18 protein-coding genes are annotated in these 22,847 nt (G+C 43.8%); 12 read left to right on the forward strand and 6 right to left on the reverse strand.

All coding sequences use genetic code 11. From position 1 onward, the window contains the following. The first annotated feature begins 203 nt into the window (after nucleotides 1-203). Nucleotides 204-2,027 carry an NAD(P)H-hydrate dehydratase gene (locus tag AC58CZ_RS12420; RefSeq protein ID WP_494224622.1) on the forward strand — a complete coding sequence of 608 codons (1,824 nt, stop codon included), beginning with the start codon at nucleotides 204-206 and terminating at the stop codon, nucleotides 2,025-2,027. A gap of 18 nt (nucleotides 2,028-2,045) precedes the next feature. Here AC58CZ_RS12420 and AC58CZ_RS12425 read toward each other — a convergent pair whose 3' ends face one another. Further along, on the reverse strand, nucleotides 2,046-2,543 hold the full coding sequence (locus AC58CZ_RS12425) for a DUF4124 domain-containing protein (RefSeq protein ID WP_494224621.1): 498 nt from the start codon (nucleotides 2,541-2,543) through the stop codon (nucleotides 2,046-2,048). 840 nt (nucleotides 2,544-3,383) lie between these two features. Here AC58CZ_RS12425 and AC58CZ_RS12430 point away from each other — a divergent pair. From AC58CZ_RS12430 to AC58CZ_RS12465, 8 genes are all read left to right on the forward strand, one after another. After that, nucleotides 3,384-5,216, forward strand: coding sequence for an acetolactate synthase 3 large subunit (locus tag AC58CZ_RS12430; RefSeq protein WP_494224677.1), 1,833 nt, complete (start codon nucleotides 3,384-3,386; stop codon nucleotides 5,214-5,216). Then, complete coding sequence (gene ilvN / locus AC58CZ_RS12435; protein ID WP_494224620.1) at nucleotides 5,216-5,713, forward strand: acetolactate synthase small subunit; 498 nt, start codon at nucleotides 5,216-5,218, stop codon at nucleotides 5,711-5,713. The genes AC58CZ_RS12430 and ilvN overlap by 1 nt, the downstream gene beginning before the upstream one ends. A gap of 139 nt (nucleotides 5,714-5,852) precedes the next feature. Next, a complete protein-coding gene (gene ilvC / locus AC58CZ_RS12440; protein WP_075106944.1) occupies nucleotides 5,853-6,869 on the forward strand; it encodes a ketol-acid reductoisomerase in 1,017 nt (338 codons plus the stop codon). 352 nt (nucleotides 6,870-7,221) lie between these two features. Beyond that, the gene (locus AC58CZ_RS12445) at nucleotides 7,222-7,554 is read left to right on the forward strand and encodes a hypothetical protein (RefSeq protein ID WP_227517147.1); all 333 of its coding nucleotides are present in this window, start codon (nucleotides 7,222-7,224) and stop codon (nucleotides 7,552-7,554) included. 369 nt (nucleotides 7,555-7,923) lie between these two features. Beyond that, nucleotides 7,924-8,136: a cold-shock protein gene (locus AC58CZ_RS12450; RefSeq protein WP_058025376.1), complete on the forward strand. Its 213-nt coding sequence runs from the start codon at nucleotides 7,924-7,926 to the stop codon at nucleotides 8,134-8,136. A 237-nt stretch (nucleotides 8,137-8,373) separates the two neighbouring features. Beyond that, complete coding sequence (locus tag AC58CZ_RS12455; protein ID WP_494224619.1) at nucleotides 8,374-8,937, forward strand: YetF domain-containing protein; 564 nt, start codon at nucleotides 8,374-8,376, stop codon at nucleotides 8,935-8,937. A gap of 456 nt (nucleotides 8,938-9,393) precedes the next feature. Next, a complete protein-coding gene (locus AC58CZ_RS12460) occupies nucleotides 9,394-10,143 on the forward strand; it encodes an electron transfer flavoprotein subunit beta/FixA family protein (RefSeq protein ID WP_201608079.1) in 750 nt (249 codons plus the stop codon). A gap of 143 nt (nucleotides 10,144-10,286) precedes the next feature. Continuing rightward, nucleotides 10,287-11,219: an electron transfer flavoprotein subunit alpha/FixB family protein gene (locus AC58CZ_RS12465; RefSeq protein WP_058025379.1), complete on the forward strand. Its 933-nt coding sequence runs from the start codon at nucleotides 10,287-10,289 to the stop codon at nucleotides 11,217-11,219. Nucleotides 11,220-11,425: 206 nt separating this feature from the next. Here AC58CZ_RS12465 and AC58CZ_RS12470 read toward each other — a convergent pair whose 3' ends face one another. Next, a complete protein-coding gene (locus AC58CZ_RS12470; RefSeq protein WP_494224618.1) occupies nucleotides 11,426-12,220 on the reverse strand; it encodes a TrmH family RNA methyltransferase in 795 nt (264 codons plus the stop codon). 105 nt (nucleotides 12,221-12,325) lie between these two features. Next, the gene (locus AC58CZ_RS12475) at nucleotides 12,326-13,309 is read right to left on the reverse strand and encodes a class 1 fructose-bisphosphatase (RefSeq protein ID WP_494224617.1); all 984 of its coding nucleotides are present in this window, start codon (nucleotides 13,307-13,309) and stop codon (nucleotides 12,326-12,328) included. Nucleotides 13,310-13,693: 384 nt separating this feature from the next. On the opposite strand from AC58CZ_RS12475, the gene AC58CZ_RS12480 reads away from it, so the two are divergent. Genes AC58CZ_RS12480 through AC58CZ_RS12490 form a run of 3 tightly spaced genes read left to right on the forward strand, consistent with a single transcriptional unit; the run spans nucleotide 13,694 to nucleotide 16,579 of the window. Further along, nucleotides 13,694-14,767 carry an aspartate carbamoyltransferase catalytic subunit gene (locus AC58CZ_RS12480; RefSeq protein ID WP_494224616.1) on the forward strand — a complete coding sequence of 358 codons (1,074 nt, stop codon included), beginning with the start codon at nucleotides 13,694-13,696 and terminating at the stop codon, nucleotides 14,765-14,767. A 58-nt stretch (nucleotides 14,768-14,825) separates the two neighbouring features. Beyond that, nucleotides 14,826-16,037, forward strand: coding sequence for a dihydroorotase (locus AC58CZ_RS12485; protein ID WP_494224615.1), 1,212 nt, complete (start codon nucleotides 14,826-14,828; stop codon nucleotides 16,035-16,037). Nucleotides 16,038-16,093: 56 nt separating this feature from the next. Next, complete coding sequence (locus tag AC58CZ_RS12490; RefSeq protein WP_227517148.1) at nucleotides 16,094-16,579, forward strand: DUF2127 domain-containing protein; 486 nt, start codon at nucleotides 16,094-16,096, stop codon at nucleotides 16,577-16,579. An 87-nt stretch (nucleotides 16,580-16,666) separates the two neighbouring features. On the opposite strand, the gene AC58CZ_RS12495 is transcribed toward AC58CZ_RS12490, so the two are convergent. From AC58CZ_RS12495 to AC58CZ_RS12505, 3 genes are all read right to left on the reverse strand, one after another. Beyond that, nucleotides 16,667-17,941: a cation:proton antiporter domain-containing protein gene (locus AC58CZ_RS12495; protein WP_494224614.1), complete on the reverse strand. Its 1,275-nt coding sequence runs from the start codon at nucleotides 17,939-17,941 to the stop codon at nucleotides 16,667-16,669. 63 nt (nucleotides 17,942-18,004) lie between these two features. Then, nucleotides 18,005-19,540, reverse strand: a complete 1,536-nt coding sequence (locus AC58CZ_RS12500) for a DUF2254 family protein (RefSeq protein WP_494224613.1) — start codon at nucleotides 19,538-19,540, stop codon at nucleotides 18,005-18,007. A 327-nt stretch (nucleotides 19,541-19,867) separates the two neighbouring features. Continuing rightward, on the reverse strand, nucleotides 19,868-22,729 hold the full coding sequence (locus tag AC58CZ_RS12505) for a M66 family metalloprotease (protein ID WP_494224676.1): 2,862 nt from the start codon (nucleotides 22,727-22,729) through the stop codon (nucleotides 19,868-19,870). Nucleotides 22,730-22,847 lie beyond the last annotated feature (118 nt).

Raw genomic sequence — 22,847 nt, forward strand, 5'->3', positions numbered from 1 at the left:
TTATTCGCATCTCACAATCAGTAATCATATGAATAGTGTTTATGATAAGCCAGTGAGCGATAAGCGCAAGTAGAAAAGAAAATAAACTCACATTCATATTGATACATAAGTAGACATGAGCTTTTGCTAAGCTGATACCAAAGTTTAGAAACTAGACTTTCAACACTATAAAAATATCAGAAAAACATGGCCGAGGATAATACATGAAAAATTTTACCAGTTTATCACCTATAAAAAATACAAAACCTATTGCGCTTTATAGTAGTGAGCAAATTTATGCCATGGAGCAAGCGTGGTTTGCTCAAGGATACGATAGTTTTGGCTTAATGCAGCAAGCAGCTTGGCAAATGGCACAGCAGATAGAATTGCTTTATGAACAAAAATGTCTCAATGCTAATCATTCTGCTAATACCAACGTTTATCATCGTACGGAGCGTTTGCGCCGAGTAAGTGTCTGGGTAGGCAAGGGTAATAATGGCGGGGACGGTTGGCTCATTGCTCACTATCTGCAACAAGCTGGCTGGCAAGTAGAGGTCATTGCTGTTGGTTTTGATAAAAACGATTTCGTTATTGATGATAAATCAGTCACTTCTAACAGCAAAGACAGCGACAGTAGCAATATAACTGACGCAACAAAGGCTCTTCAAATAGCGCTATCTGCCAACTGTCATTATCAACGCTTCGAAGAGATTCATAGCAGTCACAATGAGTCAGAGAAAATTGCTTTATTAGCTGAAATTTATATTGACGCACTGTTTGGGATTGGGCTAGATCGTGCACCAGAAGGTATTTATAAAGAGGCTATTAGCGCTTTTAATCGTACTACTCAGCAACAAAACGCACTAGCAGTCGCCGTCGATATTCCAAGTGGATTGGTGGCGTCTACTGGTGCGGTATTTGATCGTATAGCAGTACAAGCTGATGTCACCTTATGCCTGATTGCGCGCAAATTTGGTTTGCACACCAAAGATGGTACGGATTATAGCGGAAACATAATCGATATACCGTTAATACCTTATCAAACAGCTAGACCTCACAAAATATCTGATAAAAATACCAAGCAAAATACTATTGAAGCATTTGAACCTGTTGCCATACTGCTGACGGCTGCACATAGTATGAAGCCGCGCCGCCAAAACAGTTACAAAGGTAGCTACGGTCATGCGCTAATCATTGGTGGAAATCGCGTTGATGGCTCTCAAGGGATGGGCGGTGCTGCGATACTGTCTGCCTCAAGCACCATGGCAACTGGCGCTGGTAAAATAACCGTTGCCTGTCATGAGGCTTTTCATGGTGCATTATTAACGTCACTGCCAGATGCGATGACAATTGATTTGCATGATGCAGATGGGTTAAAGGCATTGATTGAACAAGCCAGTGTTATCGCGATTGGCATGGGATTGGGCCGTGACGAAAAAGCAAAGGCGCTGTTTATCGACTACATACAGACTGCGATAGCTCATGAAAAATCAATAGTGATCGATGCAGATGGTCTTTATCATTTGGCCTCGCTGCAAATGGATAGCCATGAACTGGTAACAGAGCTTCGCGAACATAGCATCAATCATCGAGTTTGCTTGACACCGCATAGCGGCGAAGCGGCTAGATTGCTCGATCAAAAAATAAGCGAGGTAGAAAGTGATAGATTGCGAGCCATAAAACAATGCGCTGCAGTTTATGGTGGTGACTGGGTATTAAAGGGAGCAGGGTCGCTAGTTTTGGAGCAAAAATCAGGACGAGCGCGAGTATATGTCTGTGATGCGGGCAATGCTGGTATGGCAACTGCTGGCATGGGCGATATTCTATCTGGAGTGATTGCTGGATTATTAGCACAACAAGACTTAGCAGCAGAGTCGTACAGTTTACCTCAGGCGGTACTTATTCATGGATTTTCAGGGGACACACTGGTTAATCAAGGTAATGAATATCATCGTGACAATAAGCTATTGATTGGACAACGAGGGCTACAAGCGCAAGATATGCCAGCAGCCATTCGCCATGTTATGCAGCTAGTGATGGTCGACTAACCCTCACTATTGGGTCGACTAGGTTGTAGAGCCACTACAATACTGGTCGATCGCCTGCTGTACACGCTCACGTTTTAGCTCAATTTCACGCCCATCTAGATATTGACGCTTGCCATTTGCATCCATCTCATAGATACGGCCGCCAACATTTAGATTCGTTAAATTGTTACGTAGCGATTGGCAGCGCTGAGCATTGGCTTGAGCTTCTTGTTCTTTGATACGCGCTTCAAGTGCGGCTACGCGCTGTTCTTCTGCCGTTTGAGTATTATTGCTTTGGCTGGGGTCTGTTTTGCCAGCCATTTGCCCGGCGTTATTTTGTCTACCGTCACTACGAAATTCAATCAACTCAACGTTTTTACCATTTTGCGGCGCGTGCTGACTATATTTAACTTCGCCATGTGCGCCAATGGATTTGTAAACTTGAATAGCCTGACTGGCATTCATGGACAGCATTAGCATACAGGCGGTACTCGTTAGCCATTTAGCAGCAGTCGCTATTTTAGACGCATATGCCATGACAGCAATCCTCTTGTTTTATAAAAGCAAATTTGTATAAGGGTAAATATAACATTTGAGCACTTTATTGGCAGCACTAATGTATCGACTTCCAATTTTAGCAAATAATACTTATCAATGTATATTATTTAATAACTAATAGTTTGGGATAGGCTTTAGAAGTTTTTCTTGACAATAACAGACAAACAATCGAATATAATAGAAGTTGATTGGTCAGTGAACGGCTTTTATGATATTGCCGTGGCACTTGAAAATGATCACTACGAGCTACTTATCGGTAGTTTATGCAGTGTTATTTTCTTTGTGATGATGATATAGCACACGTAGCATTGGCTACTCATAACTATACATTGTCTCCGGACTTATCTGTCTACAATGACTAAGATAAACTTATTATTTGAACTGTGCTAAATGTAATTCTGGCAATTGTGCAAAATACGATACAGTACTGGTTATAAAGTGCGCCAAAGCCTCTGTTATAAGTTTTAGTAACTTATGCATAGTATTTGGGTATAAATATCCTGTTATCTGTACGTCTTTGCACTCATGAATTTATTATCAGTACTTATTTATAGAAACACTCAATAATAAGCTTCTTTTATAGGTGCGCCCGCATCTTGTCACTGTATATCGATAAACATCCATCACAAAACTGACCTTAAATACATTGCTGTGTTTGAGTAATTTGCTGTCTTAAAAAACAACGTTACTTAAATATGATAGGCAAATATTCTTGATATGGACAAGGATTAGCGATCATTTTATGAGTTTTGAAGTAATACCTATATGGGGTTATCTTTTATCATAGAATACCGCAAATCCTCGCCGCAAAAAAAGGTGATGACAGTGACGCAAACCACGCAAAGTCCGAATATGACGGGACATACCCAAACGGGTAATGCCGCCAAAAATTTTGAAGAAAAACAACAACGTCTTGCAGAAGGCAGCTCACAGCCTGTGATGCTATCGGGCGCTGAAATGCTGGTACAAGCGCTGACAGACGAAGGTGTCAAATATGTCTTTGGTTATCCAGGCGGTGCCGTTCTGCACATCTATGATGCGCTATTTCAGCAAGAAGCCATTGAGCACATCTTAGTGCGTCATGAGCAGGCGGCAGGACACATGGCAGATGCTTATTCACGAGTCACTGGTGAGACGGGGGTTGTATTGGCAACCTCAGGGCCTGGTGCCACCAATACGGTTACTGCTATTGCGACCGCCTTTATGGATTCAGTACCGATGGTCGTGATTTCAGGTCAGGTGCCAAGTAGTCTAATCGGTGAAGATGCTTTCCAAGAAACGGATATGGTGGGGGTATCGCGTCCGATCGTTAAGCATAGTTTTCAGGTGCGCCATGCTAGCGAAATTCCGATGATTGTCAAAAAGGCATTTCACATTGCACAGTCTGGCCGACCAGGTCCTGTCGTTATTGATGTGCCAAAAGACATGACTGCTCCTAGTGAAAAGTTTGCCTATAAATATCCAGAAGAGGTATTTATACGCTCATACCAACCTTCGCTCAAAGGCCATAGTGGTCAGATCAAAAAAGCGGTCGAGACACTACTATCTGCCCAGCGTCCTGTCGTATATGCAGGTGGCGGCGTTATTTGGAGCAATGCTCACGAAGAGTTGACTGATCTGGCTCACCGTCTTAATTTACCAGTGACCAATACACTAATGGGTCTTGGTGCATTTCCTGGCTCTGATCGTCAGTTCCTAGGTATGCTTGGTATGCATGGTACTTATGAAGCCAACATGACTATGCATCATGCCGATGTTATTTTGGCAGTGGGTGCGCGTTTCGATGATCGCGTCACCAATAATGTTAAAAAATTCTGTCCGAACGCGACGATTATCCATATCGATATCGATCCTGCGTCGATTTCAAAGACCATCCTTGCGCATATTCCTATCGTTGGCGATGTAAAATCTGTCTTAACTGACATGCTAGAGATCGTTGGAGAAGATAAGCAATTAGAGCAACACGCATTGCTCGATTGGTGGTCACAAATTAATGAGTGGCGTAAGCGCCATGGTTTGCGTTATGACACCAGCACAGATAATGGCATTAAGCCACAAAGTGTCGTACAAGCTCTAGATAAAGTGACTAACAGTAACGCTATTATCACAAGTGACGTCGGTCAGCATCAGATGTTTGCAGCCCTTTACTATACTTATAATGAGCCTCGCCAATGGCTGAACTCAGGCGGCCTAGGTACGATGGGTGTTGGCTTGCCGTATGCCATGGCAGCCAAGCTTGCCAACCCTGAGCGTGATGTGGTGTGTATCACAGGCGAAGGCTCTATTCAGATGAATATCCAAGAGCTATCAACCTGCTTGCAGTATGACTTGCCAGTTAAAATTCTAAATTTAAATAACGCACAGCTAGGTATGGTGAAGCAGTGGCAGGACATGCTGTATGAAGGTCGCCATGCACAGTCTTATATGAACTCCTTGCCAGATTTTGTCAAATTGGCTGAAAGCTATGGTCATGTCGGTATCAAGATTACTGACCCTGCAACGATGGAAGAGCAGTTGGCTGAAGCGATGGCCATGAAGGACAAGTTGGTATTTATCGATGTTTATGTCGATCGTAATGAGCATGTATATCCGATGCAAATCGCTGGACAAGCCATGCGTGATATGTGGTTAACAAAAGGGGAGCGTACCTAATGCAACAACAACATCTGATTTCGGTATTGATGGAAAACGAAGCGGGTTCGTTGTCGCGTCTAGTCGGTTTGTTCTCACAACGTGGCTACAATATCGAAACGCTCAACGTCGCGCCTACTGATGACCCAAGCATTTCACGCTTGACCTTAACGACCATTACCTCACCAGAAAGAATTGAACAAATCACCAAACAATTGCATAAATTGATTGAAGTGGTTAAAGTGCATAATCTGACGGAGAATGTACACGTTGAGCGTGAATTGATGCTGATCAAAGTAAGAGCAACTGGTAGCATACGCGAAGAAGTAAAACGCAGTGCAGATATCTTCCGTGCGCAGATTGTCGATGTGAATGCCAACTTATATACGATTCAAATCGTTGGTGACAAAGCCAAGCTTGATGGTTTTATCGATGTGCTTGGACGTGACCGTATTATGGAAGTGGTTCGCTCGGGTGTGATTGGTATTGCCCGCGGTGAGAAAACCCTTAGCACCTAGACTTAATGCCCAAATATCCTATTTTATTGAAGAACTATTTATCTAAATCAACAAAGCGCTTATCTTAATCACTATCTTGATTACAGTATAAGCGTCTACTATCCATGGTAAGCCATGATTGAGGACAAGGACTCTATTTATGAACGTTTTTTATGACAAAGATTGTGATCTATCAATTATCCAAGGTAAAAAAGTGGCCATTATCGGTTATGGTTCACAAGGCCATGCGCACGCGCTTAACCTACAAGACTCAGACGTTGATGTAACGGTTGGTCTACGTGCCAACTCAGGCTCATGGAAAAAAGCTGAAAATGCGGGCCTAAAAGTTGCTGAAGTCGAAGAAGCGGTAAAAGCTGCTGACGTTATCATGATTTTGACGCCTGATGAGTTCCAAAAAGAGCTTTATAACGACGTCATCGAGCCAAACATCAAAGAAGGCGCGACCCTTGCATTTGCCCACGGTTTTGCTATCCATTATAACCAAGTAGTGCCACGTGGCGATCTTGACGTGATCATGGTAGCACCAAAAGCACCAGGTCACACCGTACGTTCAGAGTTCACCAAAGGTGGCGGTATTCCTGACTTAATCGCCATCTACCAAGATGCTTCAGGTCAAGCTAAGCAATTAGCATTATCTTACGCTGCTGGCGTTGGTGGTGGTCGTTCAGGCATCATCGAAACCACATTTAAAGATGAGACTGAAACCGATCTATTCGGTGAGCAAGCGGTTCTTTGTGGCGGCGCGGTTGAATTGGTAAAAATGGGCTTTGAAACCCTTACTGAAGCAGGCTACGCGCCAGAAATGGCTTACTTTGAGTGTTTACATGAGCTCAAGCTTATCGTCGACTTAATGTATGAAGGCGGTATCGCTGACATGAACTATTCAATCAGTAACAACGCTGAATACGGCGAATATGTGACTGGTCCTGAAGTTATCAATGAGCAGTCACGTGAAGCCATGCGTAACGCGCTAAAACGCATCCAGTCTGGTGAATACGCAAAAATGTTCATCTCTGAAGGTGCAACCAACTATCCATCAATGACAGCTCGTCGTCGTAACAATGCAGCGCATGAGATCGAAACCACAGGTGCCAAATTGCGCGCTATGATGCCTTGGATTGGTGGCAACAAAATCATCGATAAAGACAAAAACTAATTCGATACTACTTAAATAGAGTATTTGGTAGTTTATTAAGTAACCCGTGTTATCACCTGATAGCACGGGGTTTTTTATATCCTACTTTTAGCATATGGTTACACCGCTATATGTGTTGGTTGAAAACCAGTAAAAACTGCCCAATATAGGCAGGCATCTTCACATTAGCCAGTGGGCTTTTACTGTGCTTGCTTATCTTTGATTGATCAAAGTAGATGAGTCCTCATTCATATTTTCTATAGATTACAGGTTGTATGTTGTGCAAATATCTTATCCAGACTGGCTAACGCCGCAATTCGTGTATATTACTCTTAGCGCTGTCGTAGCAGTTTTAATTTGGATAGAAGGAGAAATGCTTAAGAAAACCGATGGTAAACTGCCCAAATCTAAGTTTTTCCAAATCAGTTCAATCTTAGACACCATCTGGTTCTTTATCTCTGTAGTTGTCCTATACGTGATTGATTTGGCACCGCTCGCGATTGCTGTACCTGCCGCTTATGGCATTTACACGACCTTTGGTTGGGTCTACGGTACGCGACTACTAAAGCGCAAAGGTATCCCTGATTCTCCTAAGGACTTGGTCATACCGGCCAAATATATTGCTTATAGTCAGTCGTTTTCGTTGATATTTTTTGGGCTATGTTTGCTTGTATTAAGTTCACCATGGTTACCGATATTGCAATAGGCAATGAATGAGTTTTTGGCCTATAAGGGTCTTTCTTGTCGTATTTAATGATGGCTTCGTAATTATAGCCTAATATTCATATGTTAGAAATTTATTCAATATCAATATGATAACGGCAAAAATGCTAGCTATTTTGATAGGTTCTAATAGCTGGAATTTATTTACAAAAATCATCAATTTAGACTGTTACCTGTATAGAAAACTGTTATAATCAGATTGTACTCAAAGTATTTGAGGTAAAAAATTCAGGTTTTCTCTTAGATTATTTGCAATTTTGAACCGTAGCGTTCAGCAAAAGATGCATGGGTATATATCAATTAATCGGTGATGACACAAGTCTCGCCAACAGTTAAAGAGTCAGGAAAATTTATGTCAGATAAAGTTGAAGGCACTGTAAAGTGGTTTAATGAAGCTAAAGGTTTTGGTTTTATCGCTCAAGACAACGGCGGACAAGACGTATTCGCTCACTACAGCGCTATCCAAGGTAACGGTTTCAAAACGCTAGCCGAAGGCCAAAAAGTGTCGTTCATCTTAGGTGAGGGCAAAAAAGGTCCACAAGCTGAGCAAATCGAAGCACTATAATCTCTTTGCTGTTTGGGCACACTGATGTTTAGTACGCTCGATGACAGTTAGAGTGACGATATGCATAAAATTTTTGTTTATAAAAACAATAAAAGTATTGTATCGACTTTAAAAAAAGGCAACCTCTTATCAGGTTGCTTTTTTTATATCATTTTATCTGAAGTAGCGTTTGATTGATTTTCTTAATAATCATCAGTTCATAATAGGTACTGACTCAAGAGTAAATAAGGTTCTATTATGAAATGGGAAACTTGGTTTTCAATTGACTGGCAACAAGCACTAGGTATTTCTTTATCTGCGGTGGGCTTCTATATGGGTTTGATGCTCTGTACCCGATTGATGGGTCTGCGCAGCTTTTCCAAACTATCAAGCCATGATTTTGCCATGACAGTTGGTATTGGTAGTATATTGGCATCGACTGTATTGGCGGATAAACCATCGTTACTGCAAGGACTGTTTGCGGTTGCGGTATTGTTTTTGATTCAAGGCGTCATTTCAGTCATCAGACGCAAGGTAAAGCCACTAAAAGCGCTGATAGACAATCGTGCCATCATACTCATGGCACATGGCGAATACTTCTCAGACAACTTAAAAGAAGCAAATCTTACGACTAGCGATGTTCAAGAAGTGCTGCGCAAAAATGGCATCAAAGCCAAAACTGAAATATTTGCGGTCATTATGGAGACGACAGGAGACATGAGCGTCATCAAAAACAATGATGTAACTCCTGACTGGGCGTTGTTTGATGACATACGTGACAGTGAGTTGTTAATGAGCTCTAGCAAAGACAGCGACATATAGCTGTTGGGTTCTTCGAGACTACTATCAGTTGAACCTTAGGAAATAAATAATAACAAAATATTAAATAAACATACCATTGAGAGTGCTATAAAGAGGAGGGCTCTTAAGGCTATTATCAAAGGAAAATCACCAGATCACGTGTTTATAAACTATTTATTATAGAATAGTGACAAATTTATGACGCATTATTCACGGCGTTGTCTTGACCTTATCTGCAGGCTGACGCAAGATACATAGGTCTGATAAGAACGGTTGGCTTAGCTTTAGCAGATTTTATCCGTAAGAAGTGCAATGCTAATATAATTTCGAATATTGGCGTATTTTTCTTAATTAGTTATACATCTGTTGATATAGTAATAACCTTGAGTAGTATTTTGAACGACGATTTGAACCACAACGAAAATTTGGTTCTTAACTGATATTTTTTAATTCATAACATTAATAAACGAGGAACGTATGAAAGCATTAGTAGCGGTCAAGCGTGTCATTGATTATAACGTAAAAGTACGTGTAAAAGCCGATAACTCTGGCGTTGATCTATCAAACACCAAAATGTCGATTAACCCTTTTGACGAAATCGCAGTAGAAGAAGCCGTTCGTCTAAAAGAAGCTGGCGTCATTGATGAAATCATCGTCGCGTCTATCGGTCCAAAAGAGTCACAAGAGCAAATTCGTGCAGCCCTAGCATTGGGTGCTGATCGTGGTATTTTAGTCGTGAGTGACGAAAAACCGTATCCACTACAAGTTGCCAAGATTCTAAAAAATATCGCTGAAACAGAAAGCACAGATATTATCTTGTTGGGTAAACAAGCGATTGATGACGATAACAACCAAACGGGTCAGATGCTAGCGGCATTGATGGGTATCGGTCAGGGTACGTTTGCCTCAGAAGTGAAGGTTGAAGGCGACAAAGTCAACGTAACGCGTGAAATCGATGGCGGTCTACAAACAGTTGCCCTTGATTTGCCAGCAGTCATCACAACTGATCTACGTTTGAATGAGCCACGTTATGCAAAATTGCCTAACATTATGAAAGCGAAGAAAAAACCACTTGATGAGAAAACGCCAGCAGATTTCGGTGTCGATATGACGTCTAAGCAAGAGATTATTAAAGTCGTGCCACCTGCTGAACGCAAAGCTGGTATTACAGTAGGGTCAGTTGATGAGTTGGTTGATAAGCTAAGAAACGAAGCAAAAGTCATTTAATGATTAGATACTTCGTTACGGCATATCCTGTACAAAGCTAAGAATTTGACTGCTTTATTTATATTAAACGATAGTTGCTCAAAGGGCTTTGTACACAAACAACCGCATGAATAGATAATACGAATAAATAAAGGATTAAAACCATGGCAATTTTGGTATATGCAGAACATGACAATGCCAGTCTAAAAAAGGCAACTTTGAACACCATCGCTGCTGCTAAGCAAATCGGTGATGACATCCATGTATTAGTGGCAGGTAGTGGTGCTCAAGCAGTCGCTGATGAAGCAGCAAAAGCAGAAGGCGTGACGAAAGTACTATTAGCTGACAATGCAGCCTATGAGCATCAACTGGCGGGCAATGTGGCACTATTGGTTGCTGATGTGGCTGGTGATTACAGCCATATCCTAGCAGCTGCGACCACGACTGGTAAAAACTTTATGCCACGCGTTGCAGCGTTACTTGACGTCAGCATGCTGTCTGAAATCTCAGGTGTGGTAGATGCGCAAACGTTTGAGCGTCCTATCTATGCTGGTAATGCAACGGCAACCGTAAAAACGACAGAAGACAAAGTCGTACTAACCGTACGTACGACTGCATTTGACCCAGTAGCAAGCGAAGGTGGTTCAGCGACTGTTGAAACTATCGATAACGTACAAGAAACTGGTAAAGCTAGCTTTGTGAACGAAGAAATGGCTAAGTCTGATCGTCCAGAATTGACCTCAGCTGGTATCGTGGTTTCTGGTGGTCGTGCCTTGGCAAATGGTGAAAACTTCACCAAATACATTGAGCCATTGGCTGACAAACTAGGCGCAGCTGTTGGTGCGTCACGTGCGGCTGTTGATGCAGGCTATGTACCAAACGATATGCAGGTCGGTCAAACGGGTAAAATCGTTGCACCGCAGCTATATATCGCCGCTGGTATCTCAGGCGCGATTCAGCATTTGGCTGGTATGAAAGATTCTAAAGTCATCGTTGCTATCAATAATGACCCAGAAGCCCCTATCGCTAGCGTTGCTGACTACTTCCTAGAAGCAGATCTATTTGAAGCGCTACCTGAGCTTACTAGCAAGGTTTAATGTATAGTCACAGAGTTACTAAACGGCTACGGCGTTATCCTCCTTAGAGGTACTACTTGTACAATCTGCAGTCGGCTGCCTTGTATCCGTTTTAGACTTCGTTGACTATATTAGTAGTAGACAGATAACAAAAACCCACTATCAATCGGTAGTGGGTTTTTTTATTGCTTGATAGAGAAGATTTTAATTATAGTTATAAGTGGACGCTAAGAGTACTGTCTTTGGCGCAAGGTTTCATACAGGCACAAAGCCCCAGCAATCGCCACGTTAAGACTCTCTTGCCCATTTGGCTGCGGTAAGGCTATCGGCGTGGCACATTGCATTAGCTCGTCACAAACGCCTTGACCTTCATGACCCATAATCCAAGCGACAGGTGCCGATAGATTGTGATCATAAATCAAAGTATCGGTATGTGAGCTGGTCGCCAACAGTGGCACTTGTACGTGATCTAAAATATCTTGCGTACTCAAGCCTTCATAAATAGTCAGCGCAAACTGTGCACCCATGCCTGCTCGTAGCGTCTTGGGAGACCAAGCTTGCGCGGTAGCACTGGTACATAAGATGTTGCGAATACCAACCGCTGCTGCTGTGCGCAGTAGCGTACCAACATTCCCGCTGTCTTGTACATCATTCAAGACTAAGCAGTCCTCATCAATCATTGATAAGTTAGGCGTTGGTACGTTGATGATAGCCATGATATCGATACCAGTACCTAAGCTACGAATACTCTCGTACAGTGAATTGGATAAAATAAGAATAGGCGTATAAGTCGGCAGACGAGTGAGTATTTGTTGAACTTCAGGATGACTACGCGCTGATTCAGACAGTAGTATCTGGGCGAAAGGATAGTCACTACGCAGTGCAGCATCTATCAAATGGACGCCTTCTATGACTGTCTGACCGTTCTTTTTACGCTGGCGTGCTTGTGCCAATAGGGCTTTTACAAGCTTCACGGTTGTGTTCTTATCTGAGGTAATCAGCTCGGTGGGATTTAATACCATAGTGGATCGCTTAGAGAAGAGTAAAGGAGTCGTTTAGATAGCCAGCAAAATATCTATGATTAATTTAGCATTCTGCTGGCTGTTCTTAACAAGTGCGTCAATCAATTATTTTTCAGAATAATTGACGTGTAAGTCTTTCACGTAATTGACTTCGTTTTTGCTACCGAGCACCACAGGTACACGCTGATGGATATCAGTCGGTTCGATATCTAAGATACGATTGACAGCGTCTGTTGCACCGCCACCCGCGCGTTCAATCAATAAGCTCATTGGGTTGGCTTCATACATCAAACGCAGCTTGCCTGCTTTATGAGCATATTTGGTGTCAAAAGGATAAGTGAACAGACCGCCACGGCATAAGATGCGATGGACGTCACCAACCATAGCGGCGACCCAGCGCGTATTGAAATCGCGCCCACGTACGCCTGTCTCGCCAGCGATTAACTCATCGATGTACTGTTGCATCGGTGCGCGCCAGTAGCGATAATTTGAGCTATTGATAGCATATTCGCTCGTATCGGCATCGATTTGGACATGGTCTTCTATCAATATGTAGTCTTCAGTCTCTGGATCGAGGCTAAACATGACAACATTGTCTGCTATGGTCAGCGCAAGGACGGTTGAAGTACCATATAACAGATAACCTGCTGCTAGCTGTTTGTTACCTGCCTGTAGATAGTCGCTGTTTTCACTGGTTTGACCTTGGCGCTCATACGGTAGAACAGAAAAAATCGTACCTACTGCCATATTAATATCAATATTTGATGAGCCATCTAATGGGTCAAATAACACCAGTAGGCTACCATCGTCATTAGCAGGGGTGGCATCATCAAGCTCTTCTGATGCAACGCCGGCACAATGGGTATTCTTTGCCAATGCATCTAGCAGTAAGTCATTGGCCAGTACGTCTAGTTTTTTCTGATCTTCGCCTTGGACGTTTTGATTGCCAGCCTCGCCTAAAATATCTGCCAGAGCACCTTTTCTAAGTAGTTGTGAGATGGTTTTACCAACATTAGTGACCGTGGTAATTACGTCGTTGAGTGCAGAACTAGAGGCATGTTGGTTTAGATAATCTGCTAAGGTCGTCATAAAGCTTCCTAATAGAGGGTATGGAAAGTAAAAAATGGATGGTCTTAGAGTCAGGTCATAGGCGGCATTTGGCACACCTTAAATGGGTGAATTTTTAAATAGCTTATACGGTATCTTTGTCCTGACCACAAAATCGGCTACACTATATCTATTGTTATTCATTTATAGATTTGTCAGAATTATTCTCTATGAGAATATAGCATGTCTATTTACGCTTTCTGATTGTCTGCTGAGGCGGTTTTGGTCGAATTTGATTACGGTAAATTGTAGCAAATAAGCGTCAAAATGTCCTCGTCTCTGTACCTATCGGTGCTAAATGATTGAACAAAGATGAATAAGCGATTACGACAGACTCATATAAACCCACAATAAAGACTCGTCATTATGTCAATTTCTCTCGATAGTAGCGCTACACAACCAGTCTCACCGACTGATTATGCAAAATTTGATCCCAATACAATTCATCAAAGACTCAATACCTCACTGAGTCGTCCGCAGCTCAACACCGATGGCAGTATCAGGCATTTCTTGGGTGTTGAAGGTCTTAATAAAGCACAGCTCAAAGCTATTATCGCAAAAGCAGAGACTTTCTTTGATGAAAACGGGCAGCTCATCAATCGTCCTGAGTTAGATGGCTATACGGTCATGAATTTGTTCTTTGAACCATCGACTCGTACCCGGACGACTTTTGAAGTAGCAGAAAAACGCTTGGGTGCTAATGTACTCAATATCGATATCGAACGCTCTAGTACCAAAAAAGGCGAGAGTCTACGCGATACCTTGTGGAATCTACAGGCGATGACCGCAGATATTTTTGTAGTTCGACATTCAGCATCAGGTGCCGCGCATTTTATGGCTACAGAAGTGACTCCTGATATTGCTATCATCAATGGCGGGGATGGCTGGCATGCGCATCCTACTCAGGGAATGCTCGACATGTTGACCATTCACCGTGAGGCACCGCGTCCATTTGAAGAGCTGTCTATCGCAATCGTTGGTGATATTAAGCACTCACGCGTCGCCCGTTCTGATATTAGCGCCTTGCAAACCCTAGGTGTGACAGATATCCGTGTGTGTGCGCCGCGTACTTTATTGCCGAAAGGTATTGAGCGTTTTGGCGTAAAAGTATATGAAAATATGGATGAGTGTGTCACTGATTGTGATGTGATTATGGGATTAAGAATACAAAATGAGCGTATCGGTTCGCCGCTATTGGCATCGTCAAGTGAATACTATAAGCATTATGGGATCACGCCAGAGCGAGTAGCGCTTGCTAAGTCTGATGCGCTAGTTATGCATCCAGGGCCAATGAACCGCGGTGTTGAGATTGCCTCTAGTGTGGCTGATGGCGCGCAATCGGTGATCTTAAAGCAGGTAAATAACGGTATTGCCATACGAATGGCGGTCTTGTCGCTTGCGATGGAAGGTCAACGTGCTCATCAAGCGGCTGGCAAGTAACAGCTTGCCGCGCGACTTATTCTCATTTATTTCATTTTATTGATACGGTAATAACGTTATGTCTACCATGCTTAATACGGATGCACCCACCTTTGACCATTTACCAAAAGCATTTAAAGATGCATTGCCGCAAACTGTAACAGAAAAACTGTCTACACTCGATTCTGGCCGTGAGATGTGGTTACTACCACCATTAGTAGATCTATGCGCGCGCTTGCGTGAGCCGGGCCAACAGCAACACGGTACGCTGGAATCAGAAGGTAGGGCAGCTCGTGGTAACGGGTTCTTGCATGTAGTGACGCCACCTGACACCAATCCTATTTTAGAAAATGGCTCACTCTTAAAGGGCTTGCGTGAGCGCGCCTTGAGTGATGGCGGTATTTACTTGCATATTTTGGGCGCATTGACCACAGGGTTAGAGGGCGAACGACCGTCTAATATTGCAGGGCTTAAAAAGGGCGGCTGTATCGCAGTATCCAATGCGCGTAGACCTTTTCGCAATGACTTAGTATTGCTAAGAACACTAGAGTACGCGGCGACTTTTGGTATGAAAGTATTCTTTTATCCTGATGAGCCAAGTCTGTCTGGAGATGGCGTGGCGCATGAGGGTTATATCGCCTCTTATCATGGTTTACAAGGGATTCCTTGGATTGCGGAAACGGTTGCACTGTCTACGCAGCTGTTAATGGTTGAAGAGACGGGGATAGCCGCTCACTTCAGCCAGCTGTCTTGCAAGTCTTCGATTGAGCTCATGCGCTGGGCAAAAGATAAAGGCTTGCCTGTTACGTGTGATGTTGCGATGCATCAGCTGTATTTAACTGATGACAATCTTGAAGGCTTTAATGCTCAGGCATATGTCTTGCCACCGCTACGTAGTAATACCGACCAGCAGGCAATCCGCCGTGGCTTAAAAGATGGCACTATCGATGCCATCTGTAGTCATCACGAGCCACTGAACAGTACGGCGAAAAAAGCGCCATTTGCTGAGAGTACGCCAGGTATCTCGAATTTTGATACTTTTATGGCGCTGGCCTGTCAGCTGGTCAATGATGAGGTACTAACACTCTCAGAGCTGGTTGATAAAATCTGTCTTAATCCGGCAAAGATTGCGGGTATTCATGAGCAGTATGAAGCGATCGGCGGCGCGGTATTGGTTGACCCGAATCTTGAGTGGCAAGTGACTGCGCAATCTATGCTATCGAATGGTAAAAACACACCATTTTTTAATCAGCAGTTGCAAGGCCGCGTCGTGGAGACGTTCTTTGGCTAATTTGCCCCGACAGGATGATAGTCTACCGCTATCCTCGAAGGATAAAAGGGGTGAAAATGATTGACCCTCTAGAAAAAACGCACAGCACAGCCAGTGAGTCTATCAAAGCAGTGGCCATCTATGAAGTCGTCAAAGGTGTGGGGGCATTATTAGGTGCAGGTGCATTGTGGTCGTGGCATACCGATCTTGAGCATTGGCTGACGACCGCGACTGGCTCTTGGCGCCATACCTTTGGCCACCTACTTGCACCGCAAATCGACAGTGTAGTAAGTATTGCCCAACAGGCCAGCAAAAACTGGCCAGTGTTTTTATTGTTGATATTTGCTTATGCCAGTTTGCGCTTCCTAGAAGCCTATGGATTATGGCGCGATAAGACATGGGCGTATTGGTTTGGTGTGCTGGGCTATGGTGTCTTTATTCCTATAGAGGTTTATTATCTGATAACCAGTCCATTTGATTGGTTTAAACTGGGAATATTGGTTTCTAATCTGCTTATTATTATCGTGGTTTATCGTAATATGAAAAGAAAGGGTTTGATATAACCATTGAAACTGCTCAAAAAAGCCAGCCAAAGCCAGCCTAAGACATCATGTCTCAGGCTGGCTTTTTATACGTGCTGTATTTGTGGTTTATGACTCTGTTATTTCTTTATCCTTACGAATGCTCTTGGCGACTCTGCCAACACTGAGGCCCTGTACCAAGATAGAAAATATCACTACCGCATAAGTGAGTGCCAATAAAATATCGCGCTCGGTACCGATGGGTAGCTGTAATACTAAAGCGACTGAGATACCGCCGCGCAATCCACCCCATGTTAGTACTTTCCATGCACCAGTGGGCAAATCAAGCTGGCGATGAAAGGTCTTGGTCGTCATCCCAACCACGATAAAACGAGCCACTAAGGCAATCACGATTGTTAGGCCACCTGCGATGAATAGATTGCCTGAATACGCAATCATCACCACCTCTAGACCGATAAGGACGAATAAAATAGCATTTAAGATTTCATCAATCAGCTCCCAAAACAGATCAATGTAATGACGCGTCTGATCACTCATCGCAAGCGCCCGCCCGCGGTTACCAACCATCAGTCCCATCATGACCATAGCGAGCGGCCCTGACAAATGCCAATGGCTGGCAAGCGCATAGCCGCCGATGACGCCTGCTAATGTCAAAAGTACTTCTTCTTGATAACTATCGATGCTCTTTAGCAAATAGTACAAAATCGCCCCGAGTACCAATCCAAAGATGACACCGCCACCCGCCTCGACTGCCAAGGTATGCGCCACATAGTTGATCGTTGGAATATCACCGCTGGATAAAATTCCCAGCAGTAGCACGAAAATCACCACACCGATACCATCATTGAACAATGACTCACCAGCGATGACAGTCTCAATGCTTTTTGGCGCGCCTGCTGATGCAAGAATCCCCATGACGGCAATGGGATCAGTAGGGGAGATGAGTGCGCCAAAAAGTAGGCACCAAAGAAACGGTAAACCAAAGCCGAATAGGGGAAGCATAAAATAAACAGCGGTGGCAATGAGCATGGCGGATACGATCGTACCAAGCCCAGCGAGGATGCCAATAGGCAGTTTATAGCGTCTCAAATCACCAATATTGACATGCAGGGCACCTGCAAATAGCAACATCGAGAGCATACCGTCCAATAGCACCTCGGTAAAATCTAGCTGCTCTAGCAGACTGACTTCGTAATCAATCAGTTGATCAAACCCTAAAAAGCCTAAGAAGATGGCCCCAATAGATAGCAATATAGAAATCACCATGACGCCAATGGTGGTGGGTAAGCCTATAAAGCGGTGATTGACATAGGTCAGTGAGGCCGTAATCGATAAAAATATGGCGCTGATTTCAAGTATGGTCAGGCTGGTTGCAGATGCCATAAAACAGGTCTCTTATGAGTGATAAGTAGTAAAAGTAATCAGTACAAATTATTTAGTGTGCGCCTACAGACTTTGGCGAATGCTGGCAGCAAAGTCACTGACATAGTGAAAGTGTTGGTGCTGCGAGTTTTTATCAATAATAAAGGCTTTGGCTTGCTGGCACATCGCGCTTAGGTCATCGATAAGCTCTTGGTAGCTTAGGTTTTCTTCTCCTGCGCGCTCAATTAGCTGTAGCTCATGCAGCAAGGTCTGCTGCTGTGCTTGATTGATACAAGCATAGTTGAGATTGACCATCGCTTGACACAGCGCCTTTAGGACCATGGCATCAGCTGCGGCATAGCGCCGAATCTCTCCAAGTGATACGTTGATAAAATCCGATATTTTTGGGGTGTGAGTGACCAAGGCTAGTATGGCCAGCCGTTTTTGCTTTACCTCATCTTCAGAGCTATTATCCGATTTTGGTATATAAAAATGATAGGGACTTGGGGGCTGGCGCCGCATCATAATACTTAAGCAACTTGTCAAAGACTGTACGCAGTTGACGGCTGTTTTTGGGTCATTGATACCAGGTGAGAGGGCGCGCACCGCAATTTCAGTCATTTGCCCCAAGCTATAGGCAATGTCATCAGAATGTGCCAGACGTTGTTCTATTCGCACGCAGCCGGTAAAGCGCTGCCAAAACATCCCATCAGGTGACCGCGGTATCGTAGCTAGATGCGGTGTTGCTGTTTTTTGTTGATTGTTTGGATGATCTGCTGGACGTTGGTAAAAATATCCCATGACATTTTTGTCAGTAATGTATTGACCAAGATTGACATGCATCTGTACCACACCGCCGTAGTCTTGTGACAGCGCAATCAATGACTCAAAATAGATTTGCTGTAGATAGCCTGAGCTTGGTGAATAGATAGGCATGGCAGGCCAGCTATGAAACTGCTCGACATCATGATGTTCAGCATCACGTTGATGCTGGACGTCGCATCGATCGCTGTACCAATAATAAATATTATTAATCGCATCGTTGCTGGCATTTTGGATGACGTGAGACGCTTGAATGGCATGTACCATATGCTGTACAAAATACACCAGCAACAGCGCACAGATAATAGCCATGATAATGGCAAAGGTTACGGCTAATTGTGGCACACCATAAGACACGTCATACTTGTGAATGGATTTTAAGACAAGCAGGCTGTAACTAAAGGTGCCGATAAAGGCGCCGAGTACAAACTGGTTCGGAGTGTCTGTCAAAAAGTTGCGTAATAGCCGTGGGCCAAACTGAGAGGAGGCCATTGACAGCACGGCAATCGTAATTGAGAACGTCGTACCAGCCACGCCCAACACCGCACCAGCAATAGCGGTCATGATAGCGCGTGCCGCATCATCATCACCTGTAAACGCAAAAGAGATCTCTCGAACGGTCTCGCGGTCAAAGTGCTGATCTATCGTCACCAATACCGGCGCCAGTAAGATGCCGGCGATGACGCAAGCAGTTGGAATAAACCAATAAGAGCCGATCAACTCCTGCCACAAGTTTCTTAAACGATCGGGCAGGTCAGCCAATGTCTGTAACGACCAAAGCTGCGAAAACGCCTTCATTCTCTGCACTGAAAATAAGAGTAGTCGCTTAAAAAAGCCATTTTCAGGGTGTTTGTCCAATGTTCGCGCTCCAAAAATGACTGACGAGATCGTATATAGTGAATCTATTTTAAAACAGGTATCGTCCTACAGGGATTCATTGTCCTTGCTTGCTGCGTCTACGCCCTATAGCCGGTTCAAAATAAAATGGTGATAAATTTAAGCGTAACGCTGGAGTAATCTTTTGACTATTTATTACCTTATCATATAAATAATAACGATGAAAAATTTAGTAAAAATAAGCCCCTATCATAGGAGCTTATTTTTATCATTATTATGTATTTTCAATTAGCTGATGAGACTATAAAACCAAGTGCTTATCGCGTTGCTTACTTTTGCTAGTGTAGAGGGTTGCTGATGATTACTATTGGTGCTTGCCAACTGCATTTGCATGGTGTCTGTCGTCACTGCTTGTTTTTGCATACTCTCTATTATCAGCGGTAGATTTTTGCCAGCGCTAGATAATATCAAACTCGAGTTTTGCGTAAGCATCGTCCATCTTTGGTTGCCGCCACCTGTACAGCTATAGCGAATGAGTCGAGCGCGATTATTACTCATATAGCCATTTTCTAAGTCAAAGCATTGATTGCCTTGCTTGATGGCGTTGGCGGATACATCCATTTGCCAAACTTGCGAGCTTGCTTGATCATCACAAGGGGCTAGGTTAATGACATTGCCACCTTGCGGCATTAGGCACTGATCTAGTGCCATTTTATTGTGGATACGACCTTTGCTGTCTTGAATCCATTGCTCAGAGTCATCTCCTGTGCAAGCACTTGGTCCGCTGATAAAAGTATTGAGCTTACCATCTTCTAATGTTTCAACCTTAAGACAGTTGTTACCATTCATGAGTGGGCTGACATTTGCTAGAGGCTGATCATCTTGCAGTTCTAATTCGTTGACAAACTTATGAAAGGCAGTGATGACCTCCGGCCCGCCCTCGACTAAATCAGTGCGATACACATTGACCCAACGATTTAGGCGATGCATGGTCTGTTGTTGCTGCTCATAACGCTCGAGTACCTGAAAGGCAAGCGGGCTGAGTGCTTGACTGAGCGCATCACGATCATCTTTATAAGAGTGGTATATCAGCTCACCCTCGGCGTCCAAATTGATAGTCGGGTTGGCCGATTGATCGATAAGTTGCTGCGCTAATAGTGGTAATTCGATTTTTCTTAAGGCGCTAAAGCCATGCTCTTTACCAAAGGTAACGGCTGGCTTAATGGTATCGCTATAGGGACCAATAGCGGTTGATGATAATAATACCTGTGCTTCGTTGGCTTTTTTACAATACAAATCGACTTTATTAGGGTTTTCAGAAATCGCTAAATTGACGTGAAATTTATTGGCATTGCTATTGCCATTCATGCGATGAGGGGCAAGGGCAATGTTATTGACCATGTTGTTACTGTAAGTAACGGTCAGCCAGCAGCTAGCGACGTCAGCTGAACTACTCGCCGCCGGTAAATCAAAGACGTTACCCCAGTTACCACGCGCTGCTGGATAGATAATACCCTTTTGGGTGACAGGGTCATAACCGCCTAAAATAGTATAAACAGGCACGCCTTGCAAACGCGGTCTTAAATAGTTGCCATCGGCGCTGTTGTACCAAACATTATTAGATCGTGGTACTTTTGGTTGTGCGATCTGCATTCTTTGACGCTCAGCATCCCATTTTTTATAGCCGGTCGGTGAGTCACTGGCAAACATATAACGATCAAATGCTGGCTGGATTTTGGTTTTTGTACTATAGCCGGTGTAATGAGTATAGCGCGATATGTCACTGTTATTAGAGCCACCAGACATGGCGTCACGACCATAGCCGTATTGACCTAAGAAAGTAGGTGAGTCTTCAGTACCGGCACCGACATCTTTTCGCCACCATTCAAAGTTACCCCGCATTCTATTTCTAAGGGGCATGTAACCCCAACCACTATCGGCATGGTGCTCTGACCAGAATTTTTTATCGCCAACTTTACCTGGATAATGCCCCAATCCATAATGATGGCCAATTTCATGACTAAACTCATTACCGACCGAGTCAATCAAAGTCAGCATGCCATTACCACCGCTCAAGCCGTGGTTAAATGTACCGTTGGCGTATTTGCCACGGGCATGGTGTGCATTGACATTTTGGGTGAGCTGCGGCTGCTCTTGGCTTAACATCGATGCGCTAGTGACGCCCCAGTTGGCAAGGTTAATACCGACGCCAAAGGTTGATTTGCCTGTGTTTTCGCGCATATCACCCCTGTATACGCTGCCATCTGAGCTGCTACCTGAAGCCGTATCATAAATAGTACCGTTCGCTACCATCACCCGATCAAGCACGACGTCATCGTATTTGGCGATGGTCATCTTTGCTGCTGGAATAGTTTGGAAATAATCTGCGCCCGCCTTTTCTGGCTGTAGCAACATATAATGACCATTGTTGTTTACAGTCACTGGGCTCAAAAGACCAAGACGAATATTGGTTAAGACCAGCTCACCTGGCGCCGCAAAGTCTATTTTATTCTCTAGTAATTCACCGCTACGATTTTGTTCATCGACAATGCGAATCTTAAGGCCGCTTTGTACTTCATCCCAGTTGAGTTTGGTTGACCAAGCGCGCTTACTATAGGCGACCCGTGGTCTATCATCGCTGTTATTTTGGTCAGATGGTGGGGTTTGGGTCGGGTCGTCTAAATTGACCCTGCGTAATAACAGACCATCTTGATAAATCTCAGCAACCAGTTGATTGAGTGCTCCCATCTCAAGCGTAGGCGTAACCAGTAATAACGCCTCTTTTTCTGCAGTTAGGCGTGGCATGTTTTTTGCTTCGTTGCCTTGAGGATCTACCGTATGATTCTGCCCAAATTGAATCATGGCTTGAAAAGAGCCAGTCAAATCAGAACGGATCTCTCGTGTTTCACCGGCACCGTCATAGTCAAAGAAACCTAATTGATAATAATCAGCACGGTCTTTTTGTGGTTCTGGATATTTGATTGGCGTGCTTGGCTCCAGCGGCGTTAATGGTTCGCTAGGTTTGATTGGCGTGCTTGGCTCAAGAGGTGTCAGTGGCTCACTTGTATCAGGTGGAACCACTACAGGCGGCTTATCAGATGGTGCAGGCTGTGTATTATCATCACTACCTTCACCGCATGCAGATAGCATTATAGAGATGATGCCGATACTTATGGTTTTTAATGGAAATGCTGTGCTATGTGTCAAAAGAATACCCCAACAAATGTGTTGCTGGGAATATAACAGCTATATTAACAAACTGTACTAT

This window comes from Psychrobacter sp. CR212 (assembly GCF_059693765.1).